We start from the raw sequence: 26997 nt of genomic DNA on the forward strand, positions 1-26997 counted from the left end.
CCGACGACGACAAGACCCCTCCTCCGCGTCGCCGCGAATGAGGGGTCTTGGGTGGTGCGCCATCAGGGACTCGAACCCCGAACCCGCTGATTAAGAGTCAGCTGCTCTGCCAATTGAGCTAATGGCGCGCGATTGAGAACGCTAGCAGGGGCGACGCCCGATCTGCCAATCGAGGTCGGCCACCGTGACGACCGTCACGGTGCTTCGACGTCGGGCGACGGCACCCGCCACACAGCTCGGGCGGGCCCTCGGCCCCGAGGAGCCCAGCAGGACGCCACCGGGCGCACGCAGCGCTGCCGTGCTGGAATGAAAATGTCGAACAGAGGCGCTCCAGCGACTCGCGGTCGGCAGGGCGGGGGGCGCAGTAGATGACCGACCACTCCGACACGGAGCCGTCGCCGCTGAAGGGCACAGCGCGCTTCCGCGCATCGCTGTCCCGGGCAGACCGACGATCGCTCGCCGGCATGACCGCGGTCATCGTGCTGCTGCACGTGGTCGGGTTCGGCGCCCTCTTCGCGGTCGTTGCCCCCGCTCACTACCCGCTCGGCGGCGAGCACCCGGAGTTCACGGTCGGGGTCGGGATGCTGGCGTACACCCTGGGGCTGCGGCACGCCTTCGACGCGGACCACATCGCGGCCGTCGACAACACCACGCGCAAGCTGATCGCCGACGGTGATGCGCTCGCGAGCGCCGGCACACCGCGGCAACGACAACCGATGTCGGTGGGGTTCTGGTTCTCCCTGGGCCACTCGACGATCGTCTTCGCGTTGGCCCTGCTCCTCGCCCTCGGGGTGAAGGCGCTGGCCGGCCCGATCCAGGACGACAACAGCACGCTGCACAAGGTGACCGGGGTCATCGGCCCGTCCGTCTCGGGGGTGTTCCTCTGGGTGCTGGGCATCGTGAACCTCCTCACCATGATCGCGATCGTGCAGGTCTTCCGCAGGATGCGCGGCGGACGGTACGACGAGGTCGCGCTCGAGTCGCAGCTCAACAAGCGGGGACTCATCAACCGCTACCTCGGCGGGCTGACCAGGTCCGTCCGCAAGCCGTGGCACATCTACCCGATCGGCGTGCTCTTCGGGCTCGGGTTCGACACCGCGACCGAGATCGGGCTGCTCGTGCTCGCCGGCGGCGCAGCCGCGAGCACCCTGCCGTTCGCGGCGGTCATGGTGCTCCCCGTCCTGTTCGCCGCGGGGATGTGCCTGCTGGACACCGCCGACGGGGTGCTCATGAACGGTGCCTACGGCTGGGCCCTCGCGCGCCCCGTCCGCAAGGTGTACTACAACCTCACGATCACGACGATCTCCGTGATCGTGGCGCTGGGGATCGGCACTGTCCAGCTCGTCGGGGTGGTCGCCGACCAGACCGACGCGAGCTCGGGACCGGTGGCCTGGATCGCCGGGCTCGATCTGGGCAACGCCGGGTACGCCATCGTCGGCCTGTTCGTCGTCGCCTGGGTCGTCGCGTTCGCGGTGTGGCACTGGGGCCGGATCGAGGAGAAGTGGTCGCAGAGCCCCTCGTCAGCGGACTGACCGCTGGAAGGATCGATGCGTGCCGATCCGCTGTGACGACCGAGCCCTGAACGAGTTCGAGGCCGCCGCCCGCTCGCTGCGGACGACGACCTCGAGGTGGTGCGCCATCAGGGACTCGAACCCCGAACCCGCTGATTAAGAGTCAGCTGCTCTGCCAATTGAGCTAATGGCGCGCGGGGCGAAACATTACCACCGGGTCGGCGGGCGGTGGTAACCGGCTGCCCGTGAGGCAGCTCACGCCTGCGGGGCGTCGGGATCCACCCACCACGCGTCGCCCGGGAGACCTTCCGACTCGAGGATCTCTCGCGACGCGGGACCACCCACGGCGACGAGGTCGGCCAGCAGCGCGAGCGGCACGTGCTCGGCGAGCAGGTCCATCACCGCCGCAGGTGCGTCACCCGCAGCACCGTCGGCAGGGCCATGCCCCCGGGCGACAGCCGAGGTCGGCGCGTCGTCCGCGGCGTGGTCCGTGCGCTCCGTCATCGTGCCTCCGCTCCGTGCCGTCGAGCTCGACGACGTCCGTGCCACATCGGACCATCGGGTGAACGCCTGTGCAAGCCCTGGACGGCACCTGACCACCGACCGGACGTACGCCCCCCGCACGCCGACGCCACGCGGGCACCCGGACGGGTCAGGGCAGCGGGTCAGAGGTACAGGCCCGTGCCCGGTGAACCCGGTCGGGGCTGCGCCACGGCGTGCACGTCCTTCTCCCGCAGCAGCAGGTACGTGCTGGCCTCGAGCTCGACCTCGGCCCGCTCGTCCGGGTCGAACAGCACGCGGTCGCCGACCTCGACCTGGCGCACCTGCTGCCCGGCGGCGACGACCCGGCCCCAGGCCAGCCGCTTGCCCACCATCGCTGTGGCAGGGATCACGATGCCGGCCGACGACCGACGCTCGGACGCATCCGAGTCGAGCTCGACGAGCAGGCGGTCGTTGAGCATCCGGATGGGCAACGACGAGGGGCGGGAGGCCGACGCCGAGGGCGCGGGCGGACGGGGATCGCTCACACACCCGACGCTACCCCGACGTAGGCTGGCGCCAGCCATTCCTCCTCCGAGCACTGGGAGCACCATGACCCGCCTGTCCGTCGGTGACGTGGCCCCCGACTTCACGCTGCCCACCGCCGACGGCGGGACGCTCACGCTCTCGGACCTGCGCGGTCGGCACGTCGTCGTGTACTTCTACCCGGCGGCCATGACGCCGGGCTGCACCAAGGAGGCATGCGACTTCCGTGACTCGCTCGCCTCGCTCCAGGCGGCCGGGTACGCGGTCGTGGGCGTCTCCCCCGACCCGGTCGACAAGCTCGCGCGGTTCGCCGAGCAGGACGCCCTGACGTTCCCGCTCGTCTCCGACCCCGACCGGTCGGTGCTCGAGGCGTGGGGCGCGTACGGGGAGAAGAAGCTCTACGGCAAGACGGTCGCGGGCGTGATCCGCTCGACTGTCGTGGTCGACCCCGAGGGGCGGGTCGAGCTCGCGCAGTACAACGTCAAGGCCACCGGCCACGTCGCCAAGCTGCGCCGCGACCTCGGGCTCGACTGATCCGGCCGGCTGTGCGTGTGGCATAGTCGCCCGCGCGGGAGTGGTGAAACGGTAGCCACGCCAGGTTTAGGTCCTGGTGCCCGAGAGGGCGTGCGGGTTCGAGTCCCGTCTCCCGCACCATCGCGCCTCCGGGGAGACGCCGCGCGACCCGCCGACGTGGGCCCCCGGGGTCAGCGCAGCGGCAGGCGCACGACCGCGCTGCCCGCGTCGACCGACCCCGGCTCGAGCCCCAGGCCGTTCCAGACGGCGACGCGCACAGTGCCTCCGTCGAGCAGCCCCTCCTCGCCGGTCGCCACCTCGAGCCCGATCTCGTGCGTGAACCGCTCGCGGCTGACCGCGTCGTCCGCGTAGCGGAACGTCTCGACGCGCTCCCAGCTCCCGTCGCCCGTGAGGTCGTAGGCGATCGACACGCGGGTGCCGTTGCCCAGCGCGACGCCCGCGCCCGACGCGAGGTCGAACTCGGTGCCGGCGCTCGTGTAGGCGCCGGTCAGATCACGTGCCACGAACACCAGCGCCGCGCCCGGCTCGCCCGTGGCTGTCGTCGTGCCCCGCACCGGTCGCTCGGCCCGCAGCCCGATGCCGTCCTCGGTCGCGAGCGCGAGCCGGGGCACCACGGCGGGCACCGCCGGGACCTCGACCGTGCTGGTCGCCGGGCCCGAGCCCGTCTTGCGACCCGGGCGCGAGGTGCCGTTCTGGGTGTCGGTCGACGCCGATCCGCCGCTGCCGGTCTGCGCCTCGGTCCCGGCGGGCGCGGGGGCGGCGCCGGCGGGGTCGTCCCCGACGCTCGTCCACGGACCGCTGGGCCGACGCGGTGCGGCGGTACCGCTGCGCGGCGTCGCCCGGGGTGCGGTGGTCGACGCCTGGGGCGTGCCGCCGCGCGCGGTCGTGGTCCCGGGCCTGGTGCCCGGCACCGCGGGGCCCGGTGCGCCCGGCGACGCGGGGCCCGCACCCGCCGCGGCGGGCGCGTCGGCGGACTCGAACGGTACCCGGACGAACGCGTCGCCGAGCGCGAGGGTGGTCGGGGCCGCGCCGGTCGCGTTCCACACCGCGACTCGTACCGTGCCGCCCGCGAGCGCCCCGAGCTCACCGCTCGACCGTTCGAGGCCCACGGCTTGCGTCACGTGCTCGTCCCCCGGCACCGGGTCGGTGGCGAAGGCACCGTACGTCTCGACCCGGTCCCACGAGGAGTCGCCCGTCAGGTCGTAGGAGACCTGCACGCGGGTGCCGTTGCCGACGGCGGTGCCGGCGTCGAGCGCCAGGTCGAACGCCGTGGTCCCAGGGACCAGGTCGCCGGTCAGGCCGGTTGCGACGAACGTGAGCGCGTCGGCCGGCTCGGTCGCTGGGTCCGCACCGGCCGCGGCCGCGGGTGCGACGGTGACCGTCGTCGCGGCTCCGGGTGCGGGCGCGAGGGTGCCGTCAGGCCGCAGGTGGAGCGTGAACGGGCCGCTCGGCGTGGGCGCCGGGCTGGCCGCGGGCGTCGACGTGGGCGTGGGCGTCGTCGTGGTCGTCGGGGTGGGGCTGGTCGTCGGGGTGGGACTCGACGTCGGGGTGGGGCTCGACGTCGGGCCTCCCGGGTCACCGCCGGCGCCTGACCCGCCGCTCCACGTGATCGCCCCGGACGTCACGGTGCGCCCCGGGGGCACCGCGAGCGTGGTCCCGTCCGAGAAGCCCACCGTGAGCGCCGTGGAGGTGACGTTCGCGGCGACGTAGGTGCGGGCGCCGTCGCGCGAGAACACAGCGGCGAGCGGATGGTCCGCGCGGACCGTGGTGTCGAGCGTGCCGAGCGCCGCGAGGTTCGCGTCCCGGTGGTAGGTGTGCGCGCGGCTCTCGCCCTCCTCGGGGACGTACCCGGGCTGCGCGTCGAGGGCCGCGAGGTCGGCGTCGGTCGCGCCGCCGTCGCCCCAGAGCGTCCCGACGGTGCTGTGGCCGAACCCGGCGGGGATGGCCTGGGCGTCGTCGAACCAGTACGCCTGGACGGCTGCCGCCTGGGTCGCGTAGAGGTACGCCCCCGCGTCGCGCACCGCGGTGTCGCCCGTGACCTCGCCCCACTGGACGAGCGCCCCGGCGAAGTTCAGCCCCTCGAAGCTCGAGCTGTTCCCGGCGGCGGACGCCCCGTGCCCCGAGGCCCAGTCGTGGCCCGCGTACACGTCGAAGTCGCGCAGGTACGGGAACCGCGTGTCGTCGCGGTCGTAGCCGTTGGCGTCGCGCACCAGGAGGTCGACCATCCCGCCGTATGCGGTGGGTGCGGCCCACGCGGGGTCGAACCTGGCGAGCGTGGCTGCCGCAGCGAGGAAGTACCCGTAGTGGACGTGATGGTCGTTGAGCTCGGTGTCCGATCCGGACGACGCCGGCTGACCGACGAGCGTGCCCCACCGGGCGTCGTAGGCGAAGACCTGCGACGTCTTGCCGGGCGACGCGGTGAACCAGTCGGTGAGGGTGCTGCGGATCTGGGCGAGCGCGGTGTCCCGCACGTCGGCACGGCCCACGAGGTCGGCGATCTCGGCGATGCGCGCGGCGCGCCCCAGGGCCGTGCCGGTCGAGTCGGTGTCGGGAGACTGCGCTGCGAGCGGGTCGGTGGCGGCCTCGGTGAGCAGCGCGTCGAGCTGTGCCGCATCGGCGCCCGTCCCGGTGGCGACCGCGGGCAGCTCGGGGAGCACGCCCGTGAACGGCGTCGCGGTCGTGAACGACGTGGCCCCGACGTACGCGGTCATCGCGCCGCGTGGCGACGGGTACGTGGTCGCGAGCGCGGGCAGCGGCCCGCCGGCCCCGTCCACGGTGCTGACGTCCCGCTGCTGGTGCGGGTAGAGGGCCACGACCGTGCCCTGCGCGTCGCCCTCGAACGCGGTGGTCTCGAGCGCGTACGTGGTCCGGACGGTGCTCGTCGCCTCGTCGTACGTGTAGTCGGCCCGGGTGCCCGTGACCTCGGCGTGCGCGAAGGGCGCGTACTGGGCGGCGAACGCGGCCCGGGTCGCGTCGTCGGCGTCCGCGGCGGTGGGCAGCGCGACGACGCTCAGGTACCCGCGTCCCGCGAGGTCGCTCGTCAGCGTCGAGTCCTGCACGGTCCACGACGCCCCCGTGGGGGCGAACGCGACGTAGTCGTGACCCCCGGCCGTGAACCCGATCGTCGCGCCGTCCTGGCTCCACACCCGGGGCGTGCCCGCGAGGGTGAGGACGGCTGGTCCTCCGGTCAGGTGGTACCAGCTGAAGGGCAGGCCGTGACCGATCGTCGCGCGCATCGTGCGGGCGCCGTCGTCCCACGACGGGGTGACGGTCCAGTCGCTCCAGCCCGCGACCTTCACGGTCGGTGCGGCCAGCCCCGCGACCCCGACCAGCACGTCCTGGGCGTACGGGTAGTGGAACTCCCCCACCCCGCCCGGCGTGCCCGAGAGCACCGGGTCGCGCGTGCTCGAGAGCCCGAGGCCCGCTGCGGTGGGTTGGTAGGAGACGGGGTGCGCGTGCAGCGGCTCGCTCCCGACGCAGCTCGTGCGCTTGAGCACGAGCGAGGACCACCAGTCGTTGGTGGGCACCGCGCCCGGCGGGGCGTCGTCGGTGAGGAACGCCCGGGGGTCGGAGGCCAGCTCGGCGCACCCCGCGGGGGACGCACCGCCGGGGTGGGTGGTGTAGCTGCCCGATCCCACGGCCACGCTCTCGGCCTGCGCGGTGCTCGCCACGAAGCCCAGCCCGGACAGTGCGAGGGCCACCACGGCCGACGCCGCGAGCAGCCGGGAGGTCAGCGGGGGCCGACGTCGGTGGCGTCCTCGCTGCCGACGCGGCCGGGCGGTAGTTCTCGTGTCAGGTGACGTCGACACCATGAGAAGCGACCCCCTGGGCGCCCTCTCTCGGCCGTCACCCGCTGACGTTCCGTGAAGGCGGTCCACTTGCACCGTAAGTGGGGTATGTCCCAGGGGCAAACCGTCACGGACGCGTCTCGCACGCCGGCGTCAGCCACCCCGTCCGAGGGGTCGATCGTCGAGGCAGCATCGTCGTGGCAGCACAGTGCGCCGCGACCCACCCGGGGTCGCGGCGCCGACAGATGGTCAGTTCTGCGCTGCGGTCTCCTGCGCGGCGATCTGCGCGCGCACCTCGTCCATGTCGAGCGCCTTGACGGCGTCGATGACCTGCTCGAGCGCCGGAGCGGGCAGGGCGCCGGGCTGGCTGAACACGAGGATGCCCTCGCGGAACGCCATGAGCGTGGGGATCGAGGTGATGCTGAGCTCCATCGAGAGCTGCTGCTCGGCCTCGGTGTCCACCTTGGCGAACACGACGTCCGGGTGCGCCTCCGACGACGCCTCGAACACCGGCCCGAACCGCTTGCACGGCCCGCACCACTCCGCCCAGAAGTCGACGAGGACGATGTCGTTGTCGGTGATGGTCTGCTGGATCGTGCCGGCGGTCAGCTCGGTGGTAGCCATGGCCGCTCCTCCCTGGGATGTGTGGTCTGCGCACGTACAGCACGCCCACCCCTCCAAGTATTCCGCGGCCGACGCGCGTCGGCCCGTCCGGGGCCGGGGCGGCACGGTAGAAAAGAACAGTGACCGATACCGCCGACTTCCCCCGCGACCGTGACAGCGAACCCGAGCGGCCCGCCGGCTGGATGGACGCCGACGCCATCCGGTACGTGCGCACGGTGCTGCCGATCCTGTACGTGGACGCCGTCCCCGTGCGGGTCGACGAGGCGGGCGACGTCGTCGCCGTGGGGCTGCTGCTGCGGGTCACGCGCGAGGGGGTCATGTCCCGCGCACTGGTCTCGGGTCGGGTCATGCACCACGAGCGGGTGCGCGACGCCCTGCTGCGCCACATCGAGAAGGACCTGGGCCCGGTGGCGCTGCCGCAGATCCCGGCCTCGCCCCAGCCGTTCACCGTCGCCGAGTACTTCCCGACGCCCGGCATCACGCCGTACCACGACCCCCGCCAGCACGCGGTCTCGCTCGCGTACGTGGTGCCCGTCGCGGGCGACTGCCGTCCCCAGCAGGACGCGCTCGACCTCGCGTGGCTCACGCCCGAGGAGGCGACGTCCGAGCAGGTGCAGATCGCGATGAACGGCGGCCAGGACCTGCTGCTGCGCCAGGCGATGGCGCACGTGGGCCGCCTGCCCTGACGCCGGCGACGGGCCGCGCGCCGTCAGCCTGCCGCGTCCGGCAGCGGCTGCGGGCACACGCCACCGGGTGACGTCGCCAGCTCGAAGTGCCACATCTCGTTGGCGTACGTCTGGCACAGGCCGTAGCGCGCGCCTTTGCGGATCGTCCAGTCGGCCCCGTCGGTCGGTCCGATGTCCACGGCCCGCCCCGAGACGTGCTCGGAGGTCTCGGGCGTCTTCGCGAACCTGCGGGCCTCGGCGAGGGAGCCGTGCCGTTCGACCGCGCGGTCGAGCAGGAGCTGCTGGTAGGCGGCGCTGCGCCACCCGGACGTGACCCAGAAGTCGACGCCCGCGGCCTGCGCGTCCCGCGCGGCGGCCTGGAGCGCTGCACGCAGGTCGTCCTCGAGCCCGGCGATCGCCGGGTGGTCGTCGTCGAACGGGTCGATCTGGTCGTCCTGCTCGCGGGGGTCCTCCCCGCCGGTCGCGAGGTCGCCCGGTGCGCCGGCAGCCGCGTCCGCCGTCGAGCCCGGGGCGCCGAACATGCCCGCGACCAGCGCGCGCGGGCCCAGGTCGGTGCCGGGCACGGCCACCCGCACGAGCGCTGCCAGGATCGCGACCCCGACGAGGACCGCTGCCCGGCGTCTCCTCGCGCTCCGCCGCGGCGGTCTGGCCGGATCCGTCGAGCGCGGTCCGGGGAAGGACGTGGGAGGTGGTGCCTGCGTCGTCATGAGCACCACTGCACCCGCAGGGCTGTTGCCCGGACGTCTTCGTTTTCGCAGACGTTCCCGATACCCCCACCTTCCTAGACTGACGACGGGCATCCGTCGGACGGTCCCAACGCCTTCGAGCAGGTGGAGGATCGATGCGTGTGCTGGTCGTCGAGGACGAGCCGTACCTGGCCGAGGCCGTGCAGACCGCGTTGCGGCGCGAGGCGATCGCTGCCGACGTCGCCCACGACGGCGCGCAGGCGCTCGAGCACCTCAGCCACACCGCGTACGACGTCGTGGTGCTCGACCGTGACCTGCCCGGCGTGCACGGCGACGAGGTGTGCCGGTCGATCGTCGCGAGCGGCAGTGCGAGCCGGGTCGTCATGCTGACCGCGGCCGGGACGCTCGACGACAAGACCCGCGGCTTCGGGATCGGCGCCGACGACTACCTGACGAAGCCCTTCCTGCTGCCCGAGCTCGTCCTGCGGGTACGGGCCCTCGGGCGTCGCCCCGCGCCGCAGCCGCCCGTGCTCGAGCTCGCCGGGGTGCGGCTCGACCCGTTCCGCCGGGAGGTCTTCCGGGACGGCGCGCACGTCCGCCTGAGCCGCAAGCAGTTCGCCGTCCTGGAGGTCCTCCTCGCGGCCGACGGTGGTGTGGTGAGCGCCGAGGACCTGCTGGAGCGGGCGTGGGACGAGAACGCCGACCCCTTCACCAACGCGGTGCGCGTCACGGTCTCCACGCTCCGCAAGCGGCTGGGCGACCCATGGGTCGTCCACACCGTGCCGGGGGTGGGGTACCGCGTGGGTGCACCGGGCGTCGACGCCTCGTGAGGGTCTTGCGTCAGACGGCGCGGCTCCGTCTGACCCTCAGCTATGTGGCGTGCGTCGCCGCTGCCGGCCTCGCCATGTCGTTGATCGTGTACGTCGTCATGCGGTACGTGCCGAACTACCCCCTGACCGCCGCGAACCCGTCCGACGCGGGGCTCCCCATCGCGTCGCGCGGGGAGATCCTCGACGCCGTGGTGCGAGCCTGCGGCATCGCCCTGGTCGTCCTGACGGCGGTCGGGGCGTGCGGCGGCTGGATCCTGGCCGGGCGGGTGCTGCGCCCCCTGACGGATCTCAACTCGGCGGCACAGGCCGCCGCCGCGGGCGACCTGTCCCACCGCATCTCGGCCCACCCGCGACGGGGACGGGGCGACGAGTTCACGGACCTGGCCGGCACGTTCGACACGATGCTCGAACGCCTGGAGCGCTCGTTCGCCGCCCAGCAGCGATTCGCCGCCAACGCGTCGCACGAGCTGCGGACTCCTCTCGCGGTGACGCAGGCCATGCTCGACGTCGCCCGCGAGGACCCCGAGGCGGTGGACCTTCCCCGGCTGCTCGCGCGCCTGGACGGGACCAACCGTCGTGCCACCGACCTCGTCGCGGCGCTCCTGCAGCTCGCAGCCCTCGATCGTGCACCGGTCGCCCACGTGCCGGTCGACCTGGACGTCGTCGTCGAGGACGTCGTCGACGACGTCGCCCGCGAGGCGACCGAGCGAGGGGTGCGGGTCGCGGTCGAGACAGCTCCGGCGGTCGTTCCCGGCGACGAGGTGCTCCTGGCCCGCGTGGTCGACAACCTCCTGCGCAACGCGATCCGGCACAACCTGCCGCACGGCGGGTGGGTGTCGATCCGGCTCGAGGACCGCGAGGCCGTTGTCCTGACCGTCGAGAACAGCGGCCGACCGCTCACCGACGACGCCCTGAGGATCGCCCTCGAACCGTTCGCACGCCAGGTCGGTCCCCTCGCGCACGGGCGCACCGACGCCGCGCCCGACCGCAGCAGCAACGGGCTGGGGCTCGCGATCGTCTCCCGGGTCGTGGAGGTCCACGGCGGCAGGCTGGACCTGACCGCGCGGCCCGGCGGTGGCGCGCTCGTCCGCGTCGAACTCCCCCGCGTCGCAGCGTCCACCAGGTCGCACGCCTCGGGCACGTGACCCGCTCAGCCGAGCGCGAGCTCCGGCCAGTGGGCCAGGTCGGCACGCATGCGGCGGTCGTGCGTGGCGACCACGACCGCGGCCGACGTCTCACGCAGCGCAGCCGTGAGCTCGTCCACGAGCCCGATCGACAGGTGGTTGGTGGGCTCGTCGAGGATCAGCACGTGCGGCGCCGCGAGCAGCGCGCACGCGAGGTCGAGCCGGCGGCGCTGACCCACCGAGAGGTCGGCGACCGGGCGGTCGAGGTCCTCCTCGCTCAGCAGGCCGAGCGCGGCGACGGGCACGAGCTGGTCGGGGTCGAGCCGGCCCGACGCGAGCAGGTCGAGCGCGCAGCGCGCGTACACGTCGAAGCCCGTGCCGGCACCCGCACCCGGGGCACCGGTGCTCGCGAGCGCACCACCCTCCTGGCCCAGCACGCCCAGCCGGGTGCCGACGGCGATCGACCGGGAGCCGCGCGCGAGCCCGATCGTGCCCGCCAAGGCGGCGAGGAACGTCGACTTGCCTGATCCGTTGGGTCCTGTGACGAGCAGGCGCCCGCACGGCGGCAGCTCGATGCGGGTGCCCGGCAGGTCGAGGCGGGGCCGGGGCCCGTCACCCGGCACGAGCGGGGCCCGGACCTCGAGCAGCGGCGACCCGTCGTGGTCGCGCGGCAGCGACGGCAGGTCGGGGAACGTGAGCTCGAGGGGCGGCACCGGCACGTCCACCGCCTGCGCCTCGAGGCGCTGCACGAGCCGGTCGGCGGCCTTGACATGGATCCGGGCGCGCGTGGCCCGGCGGTTCTTCTGCGAGCCCTTGAGCGGGCGCCACTCGTCGGAGAGCCCCTCGTAGGACTGGTCGAGCCGCGCGGCGAGCTGCTCGGCGCGCTTGCGCTCGGCCCGGTAGCGCGCCCGCCAGCGCCGCAGCGCCTGGTCCTTGGCGAAGCGGTACGCCGCGTACGACGTCTCGCCGTACAGCACGGGGCGCCCGTCCATCGACGGGTCGAGGTCGAGGATGCCCGTCATCACGTCGTCCAGCAGGCGACGGTCGTGCGTGACGATCACGACGACACCGGGCCAGCTCGCGAGCTCGTGCGTGAGGTGGTCGATGCCGGCCGCGTCGAGATGGTTGGTGGGCTCGTCGAGCAGCAGCACGTCGGCCCGCTCCGCGATCCGGCACGCGAGGCGCACGCGGTAGCGCTCGCCGACGCTGAGCCGGTCGAGCGGGCGGTGCACGTCGCGGGGCGCACCGAAGCGGGTCAGGGCCTCGTCGACGCGCCGGTCGGCGTCCCACGCGGCGAGCTGCTCGACCCGTGCGATCGCGCGGGCGAGAGCCGTGAGGTCGCCGTGCTCGTGGTCGAAGCCGTCGATCTCGGCCTCGAGGCGGGCGGCGGCCGCACGGGCATGCGTGAGCGACTCGGCGACGAGCGTGCCGACGGTCGCCCCGGGCGGGGTGTCGAGCTCCTGGCCGACCACGGCGAGCGTGCCCACCCGGCGCACCTCGCCGTGGCTCGGGGCGAGCTCGCCGGAGAGCACGCGCAGCAGCGTCGTCTTGCCCGCGCCGTTCTCCCCCACCACGCCGATCCGCTGCCCGGCCGAGGCCAGCAGGTCGACCTTGTCGAGCACCGGGCGACCCGGGTACCCGAACGACACCGCGTCGGCCACCAGGTGCACGGGGCCCGTGGCGGCGTCCGCGCGGTCCTCACCCACCACACGTCACCGGCCGAGGACTCCGACGACCGCGGGGACGAGCGCACGGAAGGCCTGGCCCCGGTGGCTGATCGCGTTCTTCTCCGTGGGCGTGAGCTCGGCGCACGTGCGCGTGTACCCCGAGGGCACGAGCACGGGGTCGTAGCCGAACCCGTTCGCGCCGCGCGGGGCCGCCGCGAGGGTGCCCACGAGATGACCGACCTCGACGTGCTCGAGGCCGTCGGGGGTCACGAGGGCCGCGGCGCACGTGAAGCGCGCCCCGCGGTGCTCGGGGGCGATGTCCGCCAGCTGGGCCAGCAGCAGGTCGAGGTTGGCCTGGTCGTCGCCGTGCCGTCCGGCCCACCGGGCCGAGAAGATGCCGGGGGCGCCGCCGAGCACGTCGACCGCGAGCCCCGAGTCGTCGGCCACCGCGGGCAGCCCCGTGAAGGCCGCGAGCGCACGGGCCTTGAGCAGCGCGTTCTCGGCGAACGTGACCCCGTCCTCGACGGGCTCGGGCGCACCGACGTCGCGCGCGCCGACCACGGCCTCGGGGTGGAGGCCCGGCAGCGCGGGAGCCAGGATCGCGCGCAGCTCGACGATCTTGTGCGCGTTGTGCGTCGCGAGGACCAGACGCGGTGCCACGCTCACGCGCCGGTCCCGAGCGGCTGCGCGGCACCCGGGGTGACGGCGGCGAGCGCTGCGGCCTGGATCCGGCTCAGCTCGGAGGTGCCCGCGAGGGCCAGGTCGAGCAGCGCGTCGAGCTCGGCGCGGTCGAACGGCGCCTGCTCGGCGGTGCCCTGCACCTCGACGAACTTGCCGGAGCCGGTCACCACGACGTTCATGTCCGTCTCGGCCCGGACGTCCTCCACGTACGGAAGGTCGAGCATCGGGACGCCGTCGATGATCCCCACGCTCACCGCGGACACGGAGTCACGCAGCACGGTCTTGGTGCGGCTGATGGCACCGCGCTCCACTCCCCAGGCCACGGCGTCGGCGAGCGCGACGTACGCGCCGGTGATCGACGCGGTGCGGGTGCCGCCGTCGGCCTGCAGCACGTCGCAGTCGAGCACGATCGTGTTCTCGCCGAGGGCCGAGACGTCGATGATCGCGCGCAGCGACCGGCCGATCAGACGGGAGATCTCGTGCGTGCGGCCGCCGACCTTGCCGCGCACCGACTCGCGGTCCGAGCGGGTGCTCGTGGCGCGCGGCAGCATCGCGTACTCGGCCGTGACCCAGCCCTGGCCCGATCCCTTGCGCCAGCGCGGCACGCCCTCGGTGAACGACGCGACGCACAGCACCTTGGTGCCGCCGAACTCGACGAGCACGCTGCCCTCGCCGCTGTCGAGGAACCGACGCGTGAGGGTCACGGGGCGCAGCTGGTCGGCGCGGCGGCCGTCCGCACGCACGATGTCGGCGTCGGAGGGGCCCGTGGAGGTCGAGGCGGGGGTCGCAGAGGTCATGGCGACGAGCCTAACCGGGTGCGCCTGGTGGCCCCGCCCGCGTCAGAGCGGGTAGACCGCCGCGGGCCGGGCGAGCTCGAGCGGCCCGTCGAACACGGCACGCGCCTCGGCGAGCGTCACCTCGGGGTCGTTCCAGGCGGCCAGGTGCGTGAGCACCAGGCGCCCGACCTGGCCTTCAGCGGCGGCCTCGGCGGCCCGCCGACCCGTGAGGTGCACGCCGCGCAGCGCGTCGTCCCGACCCTCGACGTACGCCGCCTCGGCGAGCAGCAGGTCCACGCCCTCCGCGAGCGTGGTCAGCCCGGCGCACGTGTCGGTGTCGCCCGTGTAGGCGAGGGTCACGCTGCGCGACGGGTCCTCCTCGGACGGTCCGGTGACCCGCACCCCAAAGCTCGGCAGAGGGTGCTCGACCGCGACCGGGACGATCGTGAGCGGCCCCACCGTCACGGGCTCGCCCTCGACCCACGGGTGCATGAGGAACTGGCCCGAGACCTCGGTGGCCGGGTCCTTGCCGGCCATCTGCGCGAGCCGTTCCGCGGTTCCCTCGGGCCCGAAGAGCCGCACGGGGTCGCACGGGCCGTCGGGACGGTAGCGGCGCAGCACGTTGAGCACCACGAGGTCGGCCACGTGGTCCGCGTGCAGGTGCGAGATGCCGATGAGGTCGAGAGCGGCCGGGTCGGTGAGCGCCTGGAGCGGCCCCAGGGCGCCGCTGCCGAGGTCGAGCAGCACGGTCCAGGTGCGGCCGTCGGCGTCCTCGGCCTGCACCAGGTACGCCGAGGCGGCCGACTCGGCGCTCGGGAACGACCCCGCGCAGCCGACCACGACGAGCCTCACCGCAGCGCTCCTCGCGGCTCGACGGCACCGACCTCCGGGCCGAGGAATCGCCGGGCGAGGACGTGGAACGAGTCGGGGTCCCCCGTCGCGAGGAACCGGTGCTCGGGAGGTCCGGCGCTCAGCGGCCGTTCGAGGTCGTGCGCCACGAGCGTGCGGTACACGTCCTTCGCGGTCTCCTCGGCGCTCGAGACGAGCGTCACCTCGTCGCCCATCACGTACGAGATGACGCCCGTCAGCAGCGGGTAGTGGGTGCAGCCGAGCACGAGCGTGTCGACGCCCGCCGCCCGCACGGGCTCGAGGTACTCGTGGGCCACCGCGAGGATCTCGGGGCCGGACGTGATGCCGGCCTCGACGAACTCGACGAAACGCGGGCACGCCTGGGTCACTATCTGGACCCCGGGTGCCACCGCGAACGCGTCGTCGTAGGCCTTCGACTCGACCGTGGCCTTGGTGGCGATCACCCCGATGCGCCCGGTGCGGGTCGCCAGGACGGCGCGGCGGGCCGCGGGCAGGATGACCTCGACCACGGGCAGCCCGCGGCGCTGGGTGTAGCGCTCACGCGCGTCGCGCAGCATCGCCGACGAGGCCGTGTTGCACGCGATGACCAGCATCTTCACGCCCGCGTCGACCAGGTCGTCCATGACCTCGAGCGCGTGCGCGCGCACCGCCGCGAGCGGCTTGGGGCCGTAGGGGGTGTTGAGGGTGTCGCCGATGTAGAGGGTCGACTCCTGCGGGAGCTGGTCGAGGATCGCGCGGGCGACCGTCAGGCCACCGACGCCGGAGTCGAAGATCCCGATGGGCGCGTCGTTCACAGGGGGGAGCCTAGTCATCCGCCCGCCCCGTCCTCCCGGCCCGGCCGAGGTCGTCGAGCAACGCCGCCATGAGCGACTCCTGGAGCCAGCTCAACGTCACGTAGACGGTGCCGAGGTAGCGGCGCACCTCGACCTGCGGGTCGTCGTCCTCGCCGGAGTCCTCCTCGAGCTCGACGTACAGCGACTCCGCGTCCTCGTCGTCGTGCAGCCCGAGCCGGTCGGCGAGCACGAGCCGCAGGTCGGTGAACGTCGCGGCCACCCCCGCGCCCTGGTCGCCCGGGACCACGAGGGCGTCGGCCAGCCAGCCGTCGCCGGGTCCGCGCACCAGGGCGTCCCACAGCCACACGAGCCGGTCGACCTTGACGCGTCGCAGGTCGTCCTCGGTGAGCCGGCGGAACTCGGCCGCGACCTCCTCGTCGTCGACCGACGCGTCGGGCAGCAGCCGCCGCACCGCGTCGTCGTCGGGCGGCTCGATCTCCTGCGTGCGCATCGTCACACCGAGCGCGGTCGTCTCGGGCGTGGGGCTGGGCTCGTCGCCCGAGCGCTCCTCGAGCCGGCCGCCGCCGAGCAGGTCGACCACGTCGGCCACGACCGCGGCGAACACCCCGCGCTCGGTCGCGTCGAGCTCGGCCACGTAGGCCCCCCGCTCGCGTCGGAACGCGCGCATCACTCGCCTCCCCGCTGCAGCGTGGCCCAGAGCCCGAACGAGTGCATGGCCTGGACGTCGACCTCCATCTGCTCCCGGTTGCCGGTCGAGACGGCGGAGCGCCCTTCCTGGTGGACCTGCCGCATGAGCTTCTCGGCCTTCTCCCGGGGGTAGCCGAAGTAGCTCTGGAACACGTAGGTGACGTAGCTCATGAGGTTGACGGGGTCGTTCCACACGATGGTGACCCACGCGTCCCCGAGCCGGGTTCCCGCCTCTGACGCGGTGGTCTCCTCGGGCGCGATCTGGACTGACACCCGCCCACTGTAGGTGCGCCGCGTGTGCACGTCGTCCTACGTTGTGCCCATGAGCGCCCCGACCACCCCCGCCCGTCCGAGCACCGCGTTGCTGACCGACCGCTACGAGCTGACGATGCTCGAGGCCGCCCTGCGGCGCGGCACCGCGGACCGGCGCTGCGTGTTCGAGGTCTTCACGCGGCGGCTGCCCGCCGGGCGGCGCTACGGGGTGCTCGCGGGCACGGGCCGCCTGCTCGAGGCGATCCAGGACTTCCGGTTCACGGCCGATGAGCTCGAGTGGCTCGCCGCGGCGCGCGTGGTCGACGACGCGACGATCGAGTGGCTGGCGGGCTACCGGTTCACGGGGTCGATCACGGGGTACGCCGAGGGCGAGGTCTTCTTCCCGTACTCCCCCGTGCTCGTGGTCGACGGCACGTTCGCCGAGACCGTGCTGCTCGAGACGCTGGTGCTGTCGGTGCTCAACTTCGACTCGGCGGTCGCGTCGGCCGCGTCCCGCATGACGAGCGCGGCGGTCGACCGCCCGTGCCTCGAGATGGGGTCGCGTCGCGCGCACGAGGACGCCGCGGTCGCTGCCGCGCGGGCAGCGGTGGTCGGCGGGTTCGTGGGCAGCTCGAACCTCGAGGCCGGGCGCCGGTACGGCATCCCGACCATCGGTACGGCCGCGCACGCGTTCACGCTGCTCCACGACGACGAGGAGGAGGCGTTCCGCGCGCAGGTCGCGGCGCTGGGTGCCGGCACGACGCTGCTCGTGGACACCTACGACGTGCGGCGCGGCGTCGAGCTCGCGGTCGAGGCGGCGGGCACCGGGCTCGGCGCCGTGCGGCTCGACTCGGGCGACCTGGGGGTGCTCGCGCTCGAGGTGCGTGCCCAGCTCGACGCGTTGGGCGCGCGTGCGACGAAGATCACTGTGACCTCGGACCTCGACGAGTACTCGATCGCGGCCCTGGCCGCGGCGCCCGTGGACTCGTACGGCGTGGGGACCTCGGTGGTGACCGGATCGGGCTCGCCGACGTGCGGCATGGTCTACAAGCTGGTGGCCCGCGAGGGTCGCGACGGGGCGCTGGTGCCCGTGGCCAAGACGTCGCAGGCCAAGACGGGGACCGGGGGCCGCAAGGCGGCTGCCCGACGACGCGGGGCCGACGGACGGGCCGTCGAGGAGGTGCTGGTGACCGGGGCGGACGAGGACGTCGCGGCGTGGGTGCCGCAGGACGACTCGCTGCGGGGGCTCCAGGTGCCGCTCGTGTCACGCGGCGAGGTCGACGGCCGCTGGACGGGACCAGGAGGGTTGCTGCTGGCAGCAGAAAGGCACCGGACCTCCCGTGACGAGCTGCCACGGGGGGCCCGGCGCCTGTCCGCGGACGAGGCCGCGGTTCCGACTGTCACGCTGCGCCTGGGCGGCTGAGCGCGGCAGGGGGCCTGCCCTGCCGCCCGGCGCAGCGCCGGTCAGATCCTTGCGCCGCGACCACGCCCCACGAGGCCGAGGATCAGGCTGACGACGAGGACGACGACGCCGATCCAGATGAGGAACTGGCCGATGTTGGTCGCGACGCCCAGGACGACGAGAACAGCACCGACGATGATGAGGAGGAGCCAGGAAGGCATGAGCCACACCCTTTCTCTTGCTCGGAACCGACCCCCGGGGGGATCCGGAGTCGGTGGCACGAGAAGAAGATTGGCAGTGCTGCGCGGGTTCGGCATCCCGAGGACAAGAGTTGCGAATCCGGCGACTTTTGCTAAGTGGTCACGTGTCCAGGGCTCTGACCTGCGGTTTTACGTGGCAAGCCCCTGTCCACCATCTGAGACGATCTCTCTCCCGGTCCGGTGCGGGACCACGCCTCAGCGCTTGCCGACGAACCAGCCACGCAGCAGCTCGAGGCGTGCCGCGAGCTGTGCGGGGTCGGCCAGCGCGACCTCCGGCCCGCCGCAGCGGCGCCGCAGCTCGGTGTGCACCGAGCCGTGCGGCTGCCCGCTGCGCCGCGCCCACGCCCCCACGAGCTGAGCCAGCTCCTTGCGCAGCTCGGCCTGCTTGCGGTGGTCCATCTCCGCGAGCTCCTCGGCCTGCTGCTGCGCCGAGCGCCGCGACCGGCGACCGCTCTGCTGCTCGGCCTGACGCTGCTTGAGCAGCGTGGTGACCTGGTCGGCGTCGAGCAGCCCGGGCAGGCCCAGGAAGTCGAGCTCCTCGGCCGAACCGAGGTCTGCCCCGGTGCCGAACTCACCACCGTCGAACAGCACCCGGTCGAACGACGCCTGCGCCTCGAGCGCCTCGAACGCGCCCGCCTTGCCGTCGGGCCCCACGGCGTCGGGCCCGTTGCGCTCCGCGTTCGCCTCGCCGAGCAGCGCGTCCTCGGGCGAGAACACGTCGCCCTGCTCCTCGGCCGTGAGCGGACGGTCGAGCGCGTGGTCGCGCTCGGCCTCGAGCGTGTTCGCGAGCGCCAGGAGCTGCGGCACGCTCGGCAGGAAGATCGAGGCCGTCTCGCCGCGGCGACGGGCCCGGACGAACCGGCCCACGGCCTGGGCGAAGAACAGCGGCGTCGCTGTGCTCGTGGCGTACACGCCGACCGCGAGACGCGGCACGTCGACCCCCTCCGAGACCATCCGCACCGCCACGAGCCAGCGCGAGTCGGAGGCCGAGAACTCGTCGATCCGGTCGCTCGCGCCGTCGTCGTCGGAGAGCACGACGGTGGGCGACGTGCCGGTCAGCCGCGCCAGGTGGCCCGCGTAGGCCCGCGCGTCGTTCTGGTCGGTGGCGATGACCATCGCGCCCGCGTCGGGCACCGTGCGCCGCACCTCGGTGAGGCGACGGTCCGCGGCGGCGAGCACGGACGGGATCCACTCGCCGTTCGGGTCGAGCGCCGTGCGCCACGCCTGCGCCGTCAGGTCCTTGGTCAGGGCCTCCCCGAGCCGAGCGCTGACCTCGTCGCCGGCCTTGGTGCGCCAGCGCATCGAGCCGCTGTACGACAGGAAGATCACGGGCCGCACGACGTGGTCGCGCAGCGCTTCGCCGTAGCCGTAGGAGTAGTCCGAGGTCGAGCGGCGGATGCCGTCGGGGCCCCGCTCGTAGGACACGAACGGGATCGCGGCGGTGTCCGAGCGGAACGGTGTGCCCGTGAGCGCGAGCCGTCGCTTGGCGCCGTCGAACGCCTCGCGCACCGCGTCACCCCAGGACAGCGCGTCGCCGCCGTGGTGGATCTCGTCGAGGATCACCAGCGTCGGCGCGGCCGACGTCCGGGCGGAGTGCAGCGCGGGCTTGCTCGCGACCTGCGCGTACGTGACGGCGACACCGTCGAAGCCGTGCCCGTGACGCCCCTGCGCGTTCGAGAAGTTCGGGTCGATCTTGATGCCGACACGGGCAGCCGCGTCGGCCCACTGCCGCTTGAGGTGCTCGGTCGGCGCCACGACGGTGACGCGACGCACGATCCCCGCCTCGAGCAGCTCGGTGGCTATCCGCAGGGCGAAGGTCGTCTTGCCGGCACCGGGTGTCGCGACCGCGAGGAAGTCCCGCGGGTTGCGGACCCGGTACAGCTCGAGAGCCTCGGCCTGCCAGGCGCGCAGCTTGCCTGCTGTCCCCCAGGGCGCACGCGCGGGGAACGCCGGCGGCAGCTGCGAGGCTGCCGACGACGACGCGTGGCTCGCTGGTGACGAATCAGGCAGGCGCTGCGGGGCGCTCACTTCCCGCCGGAGGAGTCGCCCGAGCCCTTGCCACGGCCGAAGCCGCCCCATCGGCGACCACCGCCCGAGCCGCCGCCCTCACCGCCGGAGCCACCGTCCTGCGGCTCGCGCAGGCCCTCGTAGATCTCCTTGCACACAGGGCACACGGGGAACTTCTGGGGGTCGCGGCCCGGCACCCACACCTTGCCGCACAGAGCGATCACGGGCTGGCCGCTCAGCGCGGAGTCCAGGATCTTCTCCTTGCGCACGTAGTGCGCGAACCGCTCGTGGTCACCCGGCTCGACCTGCTCGGTCGCCTCGGTGCGCTCGAGCACGCTCGTCGAGGTGCCCGTGCCACCCGGGTCCGAGCTGAACGGGTCGTTCGGTTCGGGGCTGGGAAGAAGGGGCTCGCTCATGCCCACGAGTCTACGGCGGACCGCCGACAGGTCGGTCAGCCGTCCACGCCCTAGAGCCCCTGCCAGGTCGGCTTCGCCGCGTACGCCTCACGGTAGAAGCCGGCGAGCTGCAGCCGGCATGCCGCGTCGTCGTCGACCAGGACGCTCACGTGCGGGTGCAGCTGCAGCACCGTCGCGGGCCACAGCGCACTGACCGGCCCCTCGACGAGCTGGTGCACAGCCTCGGCCTTGCCCCGGCCCGTGGCCAGCAGCACGAGGTGGCGGGCCTGCATGATCGTCGCGAGCCCCTGCGTCAGGCAGTGCAGCGGCACCGCGTCGAGGTCGCCGCCGAAGAACCGGGCGTTGTCGACCCGCGTCCCGTGCGTGAGCGTCTTGAGGCGGGTGCGGGAGGCCAGCGAGGAGCCGGGCTCGTTGAACGCGACATGACCGTCGGTGCCGATGCCGAGGATCTGCACGTCGACGCCGCCCGCCTCGAGGATCGCCGCCTCGTACGCGGCGCACGCCGCCGGCAGGTCCGGCGCGAGACCGTCGGGCCCGTGCACGTCGGCAGGGTCGAGATCGACGCGGGCGACCAGCTCACGCTCGATCACGTTGCGGTAGCGCTCCGGATGGTCGGCCGCCAGGCCGACGTACTCGTCGAGCATGAACGCCTCGACGCCCGCGAACGACAACCCGTCCTCGACGTGGCGGCGCGCGAGCTCGTCGTACACGGCGAGCGGGGTCGACCCGGTCGCGAGACCGAGCACGGCGTGCCCGCCCTCGGTGGCACCGGCGCGCACCAGCCGCTCGACCACGTCCGCCGCGAGCCGCGCGAGCCGGTCCGCGGGAGCGATGACGACCTCCATCAGCTCTCCCCCCGTCCGACCAGTGCAGCACCGACCGCGCCGACGGGCACCCCGCGCGGGGCGAGCCGCACCCGGTCCTCGATCCGCATCGACGCCAGGAACGGCGACGACTTCGACTCCCGGACGAGCGACTCGACGACGACGTCCAGCAGCGGCGCGCCGAGCGCGCTCACACCCCCGCCGATGACCACGTGCTCGACGTCGCACGTGAGCACGAGCACCCGCACCGCGGCACCGACGGCCCACGCGACCTCGTCGCGCACAGCCACGGCCCGGGGGTCGCCCGCCGCGGCCGCCGCGAACAGCTCGACAGGTGCGGGACGTCCCTCTCCCGGAGAGGGCCACGCCTGCGCGATCGCGCTGCCCGAGGCGTAGCGCTCGAGGCAGCCGAGCTGGCCGCACGAGCACGCCCGGCCGCCGGGGACGATCGTCACGTGCCCGATCTCCCCCGCCGACCGGGTCGCCCCCCGGCGCAGCGTGCCGTCGAGCAGCAGCCCCGCCGCGACCCCGGTGCCGAGCGCCAAAAAGGCGAGGTCCCGCACCGGCTCGGGCGAGACGTGCGCCGCCCCCAGGACGGCCGCGTTGAGGTCGTTCTCGAGGTGCACCTGCACCCCATCGAGTGCCTCCCCCAGCATCCTGGCCAGCGGGAACGCCGACTCGATGCCCAGGTTGACGGCATGCTCGACGCACCCCTCGACGGGATCGACCACCCCGGGCACCCCGGCACCCACCCCGCCCAGCCGTGCGACGGGCACCCCGGCCAGGTGCGCGAGCTCGCGCACCGCGCTGGCCGCGGTCGCCACGACCCCGGGCCCGCCCGTCGCGGTCGGCAGACGCACCTCGTGACGGACCGCGCCCGACGCGTCGAGCAGCACCCCCAGCACCTTCGTCCCGCCGATGTCCAGACCCACGCTCCCTCGTCGGGCCACGTCCTGCATGTCCCCGCCCTGCTCGTCGCCGCCCTGCATGTCCTCGTCCTGTCGAGCGCGCACGTCAGCCCTTCACCGCACCCGAGACCAGGCCGCTGGTCATCCGCCCCTGCACCAGCAGGAAGAACACGATGACAGGCACCGCGAGCAGCGTCGAGGCGGCCATCACCTGCCCCCAGTCCACCTCGCGGCTCGCACTGGTCTGCACGAAGCTGCGCAGCCACACGGGCAGCGTCTTGGCCGAGTCGGCCGGGAGCACCACGAGCGCGACGGTGAACTCGTTCCACGCCTGCAGGAACGCGTACACGCCCGAGGCGACCAGGCCCGGGGCCAGCAGCGGCAGGGTGATGCGGACGAACGCCTGCGTGCGGCTCAGGCCGTCGACCATGGCGGCCTCCTCGAGCTCGGCCGGGACACCCGCGACGAAGCCCCGCAGCATCCAGACCGTGAACGGCACGACCGCCGCGGCGTACAGCACCGAGACACCGATCACGGTGTTGAGCAGCTGGGTCGAGCTGAGCATCTTGTACTGCGCGATGAACAGCCCCTCGGCGGGCAGCATCTGGATGATGAGCACAGCGAGGATGAAGCTGCGTCGGCCCCGGAACCGGAAGCGGCTCACGGCGAGCGCCGCGAGGAACGCGAGCACGAGCGCGGCGACGACGGTGAGGCCGGTCACGGCCAGGCTCATGCGCAGCGCAGGCACGAACGAGCCGGAGTCGAGCACCGCGCCGAAGTTGTCGAACGAGCCGCGCGTCGGCCAGAACGTCGGGGCCCCGGAGGTGAGGCGCACGTTGGGCAGCAGCGAGGAGATCAACATCCAGTACACCGGGAACGCCCAGACCACGGCGACGGCCAGCGCGACGAGGCTCAGCAGCGCCTTGCCGACCAGCCGGCCCAGGGGCGGACGACGGTGCGCCGGGGGCCGGGTCGCGTGCCGCGGTGCGGAGCCCGCACGGACGACGGGGGCGGCGGTCGTGGCGTCAGGGGTGGTGGTCATGACTCGTCCTCCTCACGCAGCAGTGCGCGGACGTATCCCCAGCTCAGCGCGATGGTGAGCAGGAGCACGAAGATCGACACGGCGGACGCGGTACCGAAGTCCCCCGAGCCGACACCGACCTGGTAGATGTACGTGCCGAGCAGGTTGGTCTCGCTCGGCACGCCGCCCGCGTCCTGCAGCAGCCGGATCTGCGCGAACACCCGCAGGTCCCAGATGATCTGCAGGAGCAGCACGATCCCGAGCACGGGGCGCACCATCGGCAGGATGATCCCGAAGAAGCGGTGCCAGGAGTTCGCGCCGTCGATCTGCGCGGCCTCGAGGACCTCGTCGGGCACCTGCATGAGGCCCGCGTAGACCGAGAACGCCACGAACGGCACCGACATCCACACGACGATCACCGTCGCGACGAAGAAGAACGAGAGCGGCTGCTCGAGCCACGAGTGCCCGGTGAAGTCGAACCCGAGCCGGGTCAGCAGGTAGTTCACGACCCCACGCTGGTAGTCGAACAGCCAGCGCCACACCGTCATCGCCGCGACCACGGGCATGGCCCACGCGAGCAGCATCGCGACCTGCAGGACGAGCGCGACGGCGCGCGGCACGGCCTTCATGAGCAGCGCGAGCAGCACGCCGACGAGCACGGTGAGGAACGCGTTGACCAGGCAGAACAGGACCGAGCGGACCACGATGGTCCACATCGTGGGGTCCGTGAACAGCCGGACGTAGTTGTCGAGGCCGACGAACTCGGCCGGGGCGCCGAACTGCTGCTTGAGGCCGAACTCCTTCATCGACGTCAGCACCTGCCACCCGACGGGGTAGGCCAGGGCGACGAGCAGCAGCACGATCGCGGGGACGAGCAAGAGGTAGGGGGTGCGCGGGCGTCGCTTCGCTCGCACAGCCACCGGTTCGGCCTCCGTCTCCGGAGCCGCCGCGGTGGTGCGGGACATGAGGGTCTCCTTCGTCCGCCGGGCAGGCGGCCCGGGTCCCGGGAGCGCGGGTGTGCGCGCCCCCGGGACCTGAGGTCAGCTCGTCAGGTCAGCTGCTCTTGCCGTTGAGGATCGGCGTGGCTGCGGCGTCGAACGCCGTGGCCGTGGCCTCGACGTCGGCACCGCTCGCGATCTCGCCGAAGAACTCCTCGAGCTTCTTGCTGTTCTCGAGCGCGGCCCAGCCCGGCGCGGCCGGGGTCAGCTTCGAGTTGAGCGCGGACTCGACGAGCGCCTTGGCGAACTGGTCGTCGCCGAGCGAGCTCACGTAGTCGGAGTTCGCCGGACCCAGCCCGTTCTCGCCCAGCAGCTGCTGGTACTCGGGCGAGAAGATGATCCGCATCAGGCTCTTCGCCAGCTCGGGGTGCTGGGACTTGGCGGAGATGCCGATGTTCGAGCCGCCCGCGAAGACCGGCGCGGCACCCGTGCCGTCGACGTCCGGGAGGGCGAACACGCCGAAGCGCTCGTCGTTCCACTCGCGGACGTCCTTGCCGTCCTTCGAGACCAGGTCGCCGATCGACCAGTGGGCCCAGCCCGGCGCCATGATCGTCGCCGCGTCGAGCGAGTACGACGTGGTGGTGCCGTCCTCGCCCTCGACCGCGTCGGAGTCGTTGAGGTGGTTGTAGGTGTTCGCGTCGGTCGCGTCACGCGGCGCCTTCGACGCGCTCGTCCAGAGCTCCTGGAGCTGGGTGAGGCCCTCGATCGACTTCGGGTCGGACATCGTGGAGACCCACTCGCCGTCCTTCTGGACCGCGAGCTCGCCGCCGTTGGCGAAGATCCACGAGATGGCGTTGCGCCAGTCCTGGCCGCCGATCCAGAAGCCCGAGAGGTTCGGGACGCCGTTCGGCTGCGCGGCCGTGATGCTCGCGACCGTCTTGTTGAACTCGGCGAGCGTCGTGGGCACCGTGGCACCGGCCGCGGCCCAGAGGTCCTTGCGGTAGAAGACGTACCGCGAACCGAAGTAGTACGGGAGCGTGTAGTGCGCGCCGTCGACCATGCCGGCCTCGACGAAGCCGTCGAGCAGCTTGGCGCCCCCCAGCTCGTCGTACATGTCGCTGATGTCGAGGAACGCGCCCACGTTCGTGAACGTCGAGGACTGGGTGTTGCCGAGCTCGACGACGTCGGGGGTGTTGGCCGCGTCGGGCATCGACGTGGTGAGCTTGGTGACGAGGTCGGACCAGTCCTGCTGCTCGATGACGAGCTTCGAACCCGGGTTCTGCGTCTCGAACGTCGTCGTGAGGTACTCGCGGAGCTCGTCGGGGGTGTCCCCGCCCGCGAGCCACAGCTTGATCGTCGCGGCCTCGGCCGTGCCCCCGGAGCTGGTGTCCGACGGGCTGTCACCGCTTCCGCACGCCGTGAGCGCGAGTGCTGCCGCCACTCCGACGGCCGCCATACGTAGGATCTTCACGTTGGGGTTCCTCCCAGATGCGAGGCGATCGCCGTACGGCGTCGCCGGGGGTGGTGCGTCCGACCTGCAGGAGGTCGGCTCGGGGTCCTCACGAGACCCCGAGCTGACCGGACAGGACGAGGACAGCGGCCCCGAAGAGCGCGGCGTCCTCACCCAGTGAGGCGGTCCGGAGCCGCAACGCGTGCCCGATGACGGGCATGGTCCGCAGCCGGACGGTGTCGAGCGCCGCCTCCCGCAGAGGTCCGTCCAGCAGCTCCGGCGGGCCGGAGAGCAGGACCTCGGCGAGGTCGAGGGCGCTCACGACGGGTGCCAGGGCAGTGCCCAGCAGCCGTCCGACCGACGCCAGCGCGGCGTCGGAGTCCTGGGGGGTCAGTCCGGCGACCCGGCGGCGCAGGGCCGGCACGGAGAGCACGGTCTCGAGGCAGCCGCGGCGCCCGCACGCGCAGGCCAGCAGCGGGACGCCGTCCGCCTCGTCGCGCTCGTCGACGACGGTCACGTGCCCGATCTCGCCCGCGGCGTCGTGCCGTCCGCGCACGAGGGCCCCGTCGACCACGAGCCCGGCACCGACGCCCTGCCCGACGGTGACGACCATGAGCCCGTCGCCACTGGCCCCGCCGTAGGTGTACTCCCCCAGCGCGCGGGTGTTGGCGTCGTTCGCGACGTGCACGGGCACGCCGAGGTCGCGGGCGAGGTCGGTGGCCAGCGGCACGTCGTACCAGCCGCGGTTGGGGGCCTCGACGACCGTCCCGGCGGGGTCGATGACGCCGGGCGAGCCGATGCCGACGCCGATCACAGGCCGGTCGGCGGCCGCGAGCAGGTCGCGGCACAGGTCGCGCAGCACGTCGACCGCCTCGGTGCCGGTGCGCCCGTCGAGGGCCACCGTGCGTCGTGCGACGACGTCGCCCGTGAGCGTCATGACCGCGCCGCTGAGGCTCGCGTCGTGGGCCAGGTCGACCGCGACGACGTGGAAGTCTTCCGTGCGCATGCCGACGAGCGTCGCGGGCTTGCCCACCTTGCCCTCGGGCCGGGTGCCGAGCTCCTCGACGAGCCCCTCGGTGAGCAGCGCGGCGACGAGGTCGGACACCGTGACCCGGGTCAGTCCCGTGCTGCGTGCCAGGTCGGCGCGCGACGTCGGGCCCGAGTGGAACAGGTGCTGGAGCACCATCGAGCGGTGATGGACCCGGGCGTGCTCGGGCAGCATCTTGGCCGTGGGA

27 protein-coding genes and 3 tRNA genes are annotated in these 26997 nt (G+C 73.2%); 7 read left to right on the forward strand and 23 right to left on the reverse strand.

Annotated features, from left to right (window positions below; all coding sequences use genetic code 11):
* Nucleotides 1–52 precede the first annotated feature (52 nt).
* Nucleotides 53–128 (reverse strand) — tRNA-Lys (locus tag ACGIF2_RS05405).
* A 336-nt stretch (nt 129–464) separates the two neighbouring features.
* On the opposite strand from ACGIF2_RS05405, the gene ACGIF2_RS05410 reads away from it, so the two are divergent.
* Nucleotides 465–1532: a HoxN/HupN/NixA family nickel/cobalt transporter gene (locus ACGIF2_RS05410; RefSeq protein ID WP_396044312.1), complete on the forward strand. Its 1068-nt coding sequence runs from the start codon at nt 465–467 to the stop codon at nt 1530–1532.
* 97 nt (nt 1533–1629) lie between these two features.
* Here ACGIF2_RS05410 and ACGIF2_RS05415 read toward each other — a convergent pair.
* The 3 genes from ACGIF2_RS05415 to ACGIF2_RS05425 all read right to left on the reverse strand — a co-directional run bounded on the left by ACGIF2_RS05415 (nt 1630) and on the right by ACGIF2_RS05425 (nt 2539).
* Nucleotides 1630–1705: transfer RNA gene (locus ACGIF2_RS05415), tRNA-Lys, on the reverse strand.
* A 61-nt stretch (nt 1706–1766) separates the two neighbouring features.
* Nucleotides 1767–2015, reverse strand: a complete 249-nt coding sequence (locus ACGIF2_RS05420; protein WP_396044314.1) for a hypothetical protein — start codon at nt 2013–2015, stop codon at nt 1767–1769.
* 161 nt (nt 2016–2176) lie between these two features.
* On the reverse strand, nt 2177–2539 hold the full coding sequence (locus ACGIF2_RS05425; protein WP_396044317.1) for a GroES family chaperonin: 363 nt from the start codon (nt 2537–2539) through the stop codon (nt 2177–2179).
* A gap of 64 nt (nt 2540–2603) precedes the next feature.
* Between ACGIF2_RS05425 and bcp the strand changes: the two genes are divergently transcribed.
* The gene (bcp, locus tag ACGIF2_RS05430) at nt 2604–3071 is read left to right on the forward strand and encodes a thioredoxin-dependent thiol peroxidase (protein WP_396044320.1); all 468 of its coding nucleotides are present in this window, start codon (nt 2604–2606) and stop codon (nt 3069–3071) included.
* Nucleotides 3072–3105: 34 nt separating this feature from the next.
* A tRNA-Leu gene (locus tag ACGIF2_RS05435) sits at nt 3106–3191 on the forward strand.
* 50 nt (nt 3192–3241) lie between these two features.
* Here the strand turns inward: ACGIF2_RS05435 and ACGIF2_RS05440 are convergent.
* Together ACGIF2_RS05440 and trxA are read right to left on the reverse strand one after the other, a co-directional pair.
* Nucleotides 3242–6775 (reverse strand): glycosyl hydrolase, encoded by a 3534-nt coding sequence (locus tag ACGIF2_RS05440; RefSeq protein ID WP_396044323.1) that lies wholly within the window; start codon nt 6773–6775, stop codon nt 3242–3244.
* A 333-nt stretch (nt 6776–7108) separates the two neighbouring features.
* Nucleotides 7109–7483 (reverse strand): thioredoxin, encoded by a 375-nt coding sequence (gene trxA / locus ACGIF2_RS05445; protein WP_396044325.1) that lies wholly within the window; start codon nt 7481–7483, stop codon nt 7109–7111.
* 119 nt (nt 7484–7602) lie between these two features.
* On the opposite strand from trxA, the gene ACGIF2_RS05450 reads away from it, so the two are divergent.
* Nucleotides 7603–8169: an NUDIX hydrolase family protein gene (locus tag ACGIF2_RS05450; RefSeq protein ID WP_396044328.1), complete on the forward strand. Its 567-nt coding sequence runs from the start codon at nt 7603–7605 to the stop codon at nt 8167–8169.
* Between the two features lie 23 nt (nt 8170–8192).
* Here the strand turns inward: ACGIF2_RS05450 and ACGIF2_RS05455 are convergent, their stop codons facing one another.
* Entirely contained in the window at nt 8193–8876 is a 684-nt protein-coding gene (locus tag ACGIF2_RS05455) for a M15 family metallopeptidase (protein ID WP_396044330.1), read from the reverse strand.
* Between the two features lie 134 nt (nt 8877–9010).
* Here ACGIF2_RS05455 and ACGIF2_RS05460 point away from each other — a divergent pair, with 134 nt between their 5' ends.
* Both ACGIF2_RS05460 and ACGIF2_RS05465 read left to right on the forward strand, forming a co-directional pair.
* On the forward strand, nt 9011–9685 hold the full coding sequence (locus tag ACGIF2_RS05460) for a response regulator transcription factor (RefSeq protein ID WP_396044332.1): 675 nt from the start codon (nt 9011–9013) through the stop codon (nt 9683–9685).
* Nucleotides 9686–9729: 44 nt separating this feature from the next.
* Nucleotides 9730–10830 carry a sensor histidine kinase gene (locus tag ACGIF2_RS05465; protein ID WP_396044335.1) on the forward strand — a complete coding sequence of 367 codons (1101 nt, stop codon included), beginning with the start codon at nt 9730–9732 and terminating at the stop codon, nt 10828–10830.
* A gap of 5 nt (nt 10831–10835) precedes the next feature.
* Here ACGIF2_RS05465 and ACGIF2_RS05470 read toward each other — a convergent pair whose 3' ends face one another.
* Genes ACGIF2_RS05470 through clpS form a run of 7 tightly spaced genes read right to left on the reverse strand, consistent with a single transcriptional unit; the run spans nt 10836 to nt 16557 of the window.
* Nucleotides 10836–12479, reverse strand: coding sequence for an ABC-F family ATP-binding cassette domain-containing protein (locus ACGIF2_RS05470; RefSeq protein ID WP_396044755.1), 1644 nt, complete (start codon nt 12477–12479; stop codon nt 10836–10838).
* A 42-nt stretch (nt 12480–12521) separates the two neighbouring features.
* On the reverse strand, nt 12522–13136 hold the full coding sequence (gene rdgB, locus ACGIF2_RS05475) for an RdgB/HAM1 family non-canonical purine NTP pyrophosphatase (RefSeq protein WP_396044757.1): 615 nt from the start codon (nt 13134–13136) through the stop codon (nt 12522–12524).
* Nucleotides 13137–13138: 2 nt separating this feature from the next.
* A complete protein-coding gene (rph, locus tag ACGIF2_RS05480) occupies nt 13139–13954 on the reverse strand; it encodes a ribonuclease PH (protein WP_396044338.1) in 816 nt (271 codons plus the stop codon).
* 42 nt (nt 13955–13996) lie between these two features.
* On the reverse strand, nt 13997–14785 hold the full coding sequence (locus ACGIF2_RS05485; protein WP_396044341.1) for an MBL fold metallo-hydrolase: 789 nt from the start codon (nt 14783–14785) through the stop codon (nt 13997–13999).
* Nucleotides 14782–15597 (reverse strand): glutamate racemase, encoded by an 816-nt coding sequence (gene murI, locus ACGIF2_RS05490; protein ID WP_396044343.1) that lies wholly within the window; start codon nt 15595–15597, stop codon nt 14782–14784. The genes ACGIF2_RS05485 and murI overlap by 4 nt, the downstream gene beginning before the upstream one ends.
* A gap of 10 nt (nt 15598–15607) precedes the next feature.
* Entirely contained in the window at nt 15608–16264 is a 657-nt protein-coding gene (locus tag ACGIF2_RS05495; protein ID WP_396044345.1) for a DUF2017 family protein, read from the reverse strand.
* Nucleotides 16264–16557, reverse strand: a complete 294-nt coding sequence (gene clpS, locus ACGIF2_RS05500; protein WP_396044348.1) for an ATP-dependent Clp protease adapter ClpS — start codon at nt 16555–16557, stop codon at nt 16264–16266. Before clpS ends, ACGIF2_RS05495 begins: the two co-directional genes overlap by 1 nt.
* A 49-nt stretch (nt 16558–16606) precedes the next feature.
* On the opposite strand from clpS, the gene ACGIF2_RS05505 reads away from it, so the two are divergent.
* Nucleotides 16607–17959 (forward strand): nicotinate phosphoribosyltransferase, encoded by a 1353-nt coding sequence (locus tag ACGIF2_RS05505; protein WP_396044351.1) that lies wholly within the window; start codon nt 16607–16609, stop codon nt 17957–17959.
* Between the two features lie 41 nt (nt 17960–18000).
* On the opposite strand, the gene ACGIF2_RS05510 is transcribed toward ACGIF2_RS05505, so the two are convergent.
* The 9 genes from ACGIF2_RS05510 to ACGIF2_RS05550 all read right to left on the reverse strand — a co-directional run bounded on the left by ACGIF2_RS05510 (nt 18001) and on the right by ACGIF2_RS05550 (nt 26984).
* The gene (locus ACGIF2_RS05510; RefSeq protein ID WP_396044354.1) at nt 18001–18159 is read right to left on the reverse strand and encodes a hypothetical protein; all 159 of its coding nucleotides are present in this window, start codon (nt 18157–18159) and stop codon (nt 18001–18003) included.
* A 234-nt stretch (nt 18160–18393) separates the two neighbouring features.
* Nucleotides 18394–20208 carry a DEAD/DEAH box helicase gene (locus ACGIF2_RS05515; RefSeq protein WP_396044759.1) on the reverse strand — a complete coding sequence of 605 codons (1815 nt, stop codon included), beginning with the start codon at nt 20206–20208 and terminating at the stop codon, nt 18394–18396.
* A gap of 14 nt (nt 20209–20222) precedes the next feature.
* Nucleotides 20223–20621 carry a DUF3039 domain-containing protein gene (locus ACGIF2_RS05520; protein ID WP_396044357.1) on the reverse strand — a complete coding sequence of 133 codons (399 nt, stop codon included), beginning with the start codon at nt 20619–20621 and terminating at the stop codon, nt 20223–20225.
* A 50-nt stretch (nt 20622–20671) separates the two neighbouring features.
* Entirely contained in the window at nt 20672–21466 is a 795-nt protein-coding gene (gene nagB / locus ACGIF2_RS05525; RefSeq protein ID WP_396044359.1) for a glucosamine-6-phosphate deaminase, read from the reverse strand.
* On the reverse strand, nt 21466–22458 hold the full coding sequence (locus ACGIF2_RS05530; protein WP_396044362.1) for an ROK family protein: 993 nt from the start codon (nt 22456–22458) through the stop codon (nt 21466–21468). Before ACGIF2_RS05530 ends, nagB begins: the two co-directional genes overlap by 1 nt.
* A 1-nt stretch (nt 22459) precedes the next feature.
* A complete protein-coding gene (locus ACGIF2_RS05535) occupies nt 22460–23395 on the reverse strand; it encodes a carbohydrate ABC transporter permease (RefSeq protein WP_396044365.1) in 936 nt (311 codons plus the stop codon).
* Nucleotides 23392–24339 (reverse strand): carbohydrate ABC transporter permease, encoded by a 948-nt coding sequence (locus tag ACGIF2_RS05540; RefSeq protein WP_396044368.1) that lies wholly within the window; start codon nt 24337–24339, stop codon nt 23392–23394. The genes ACGIF2_RS05535 and ACGIF2_RS05540 overlap by 4 nt, the downstream gene beginning before the upstream one ends.
* An 88-nt stretch (nt 24340–24427) precedes the next feature.
* Nucleotides 24428–25768, reverse strand: coding sequence for an extracellular solute-binding protein (locus tag ACGIF2_RS05545; RefSeq protein WP_396044371.1), 1341 nt, complete (start codon nt 25766–25768; stop codon nt 24428–24430).
* Between the two features lie 103 nt (nt 25769–25871).
* Entirely contained in the window at nt 25872–26984 is a 1113-nt protein-coding gene (locus tag ACGIF2_RS05550) for an ROK family protein (RefSeq protein WP_396044761.1), read from the reverse strand.
* Nucleotides 26985–26997: the final 13 nt, after the last annotated feature.

The sequence above is a fragment of the Cellulomonas sp. P22 genome, from assembly GCF_044392165.1.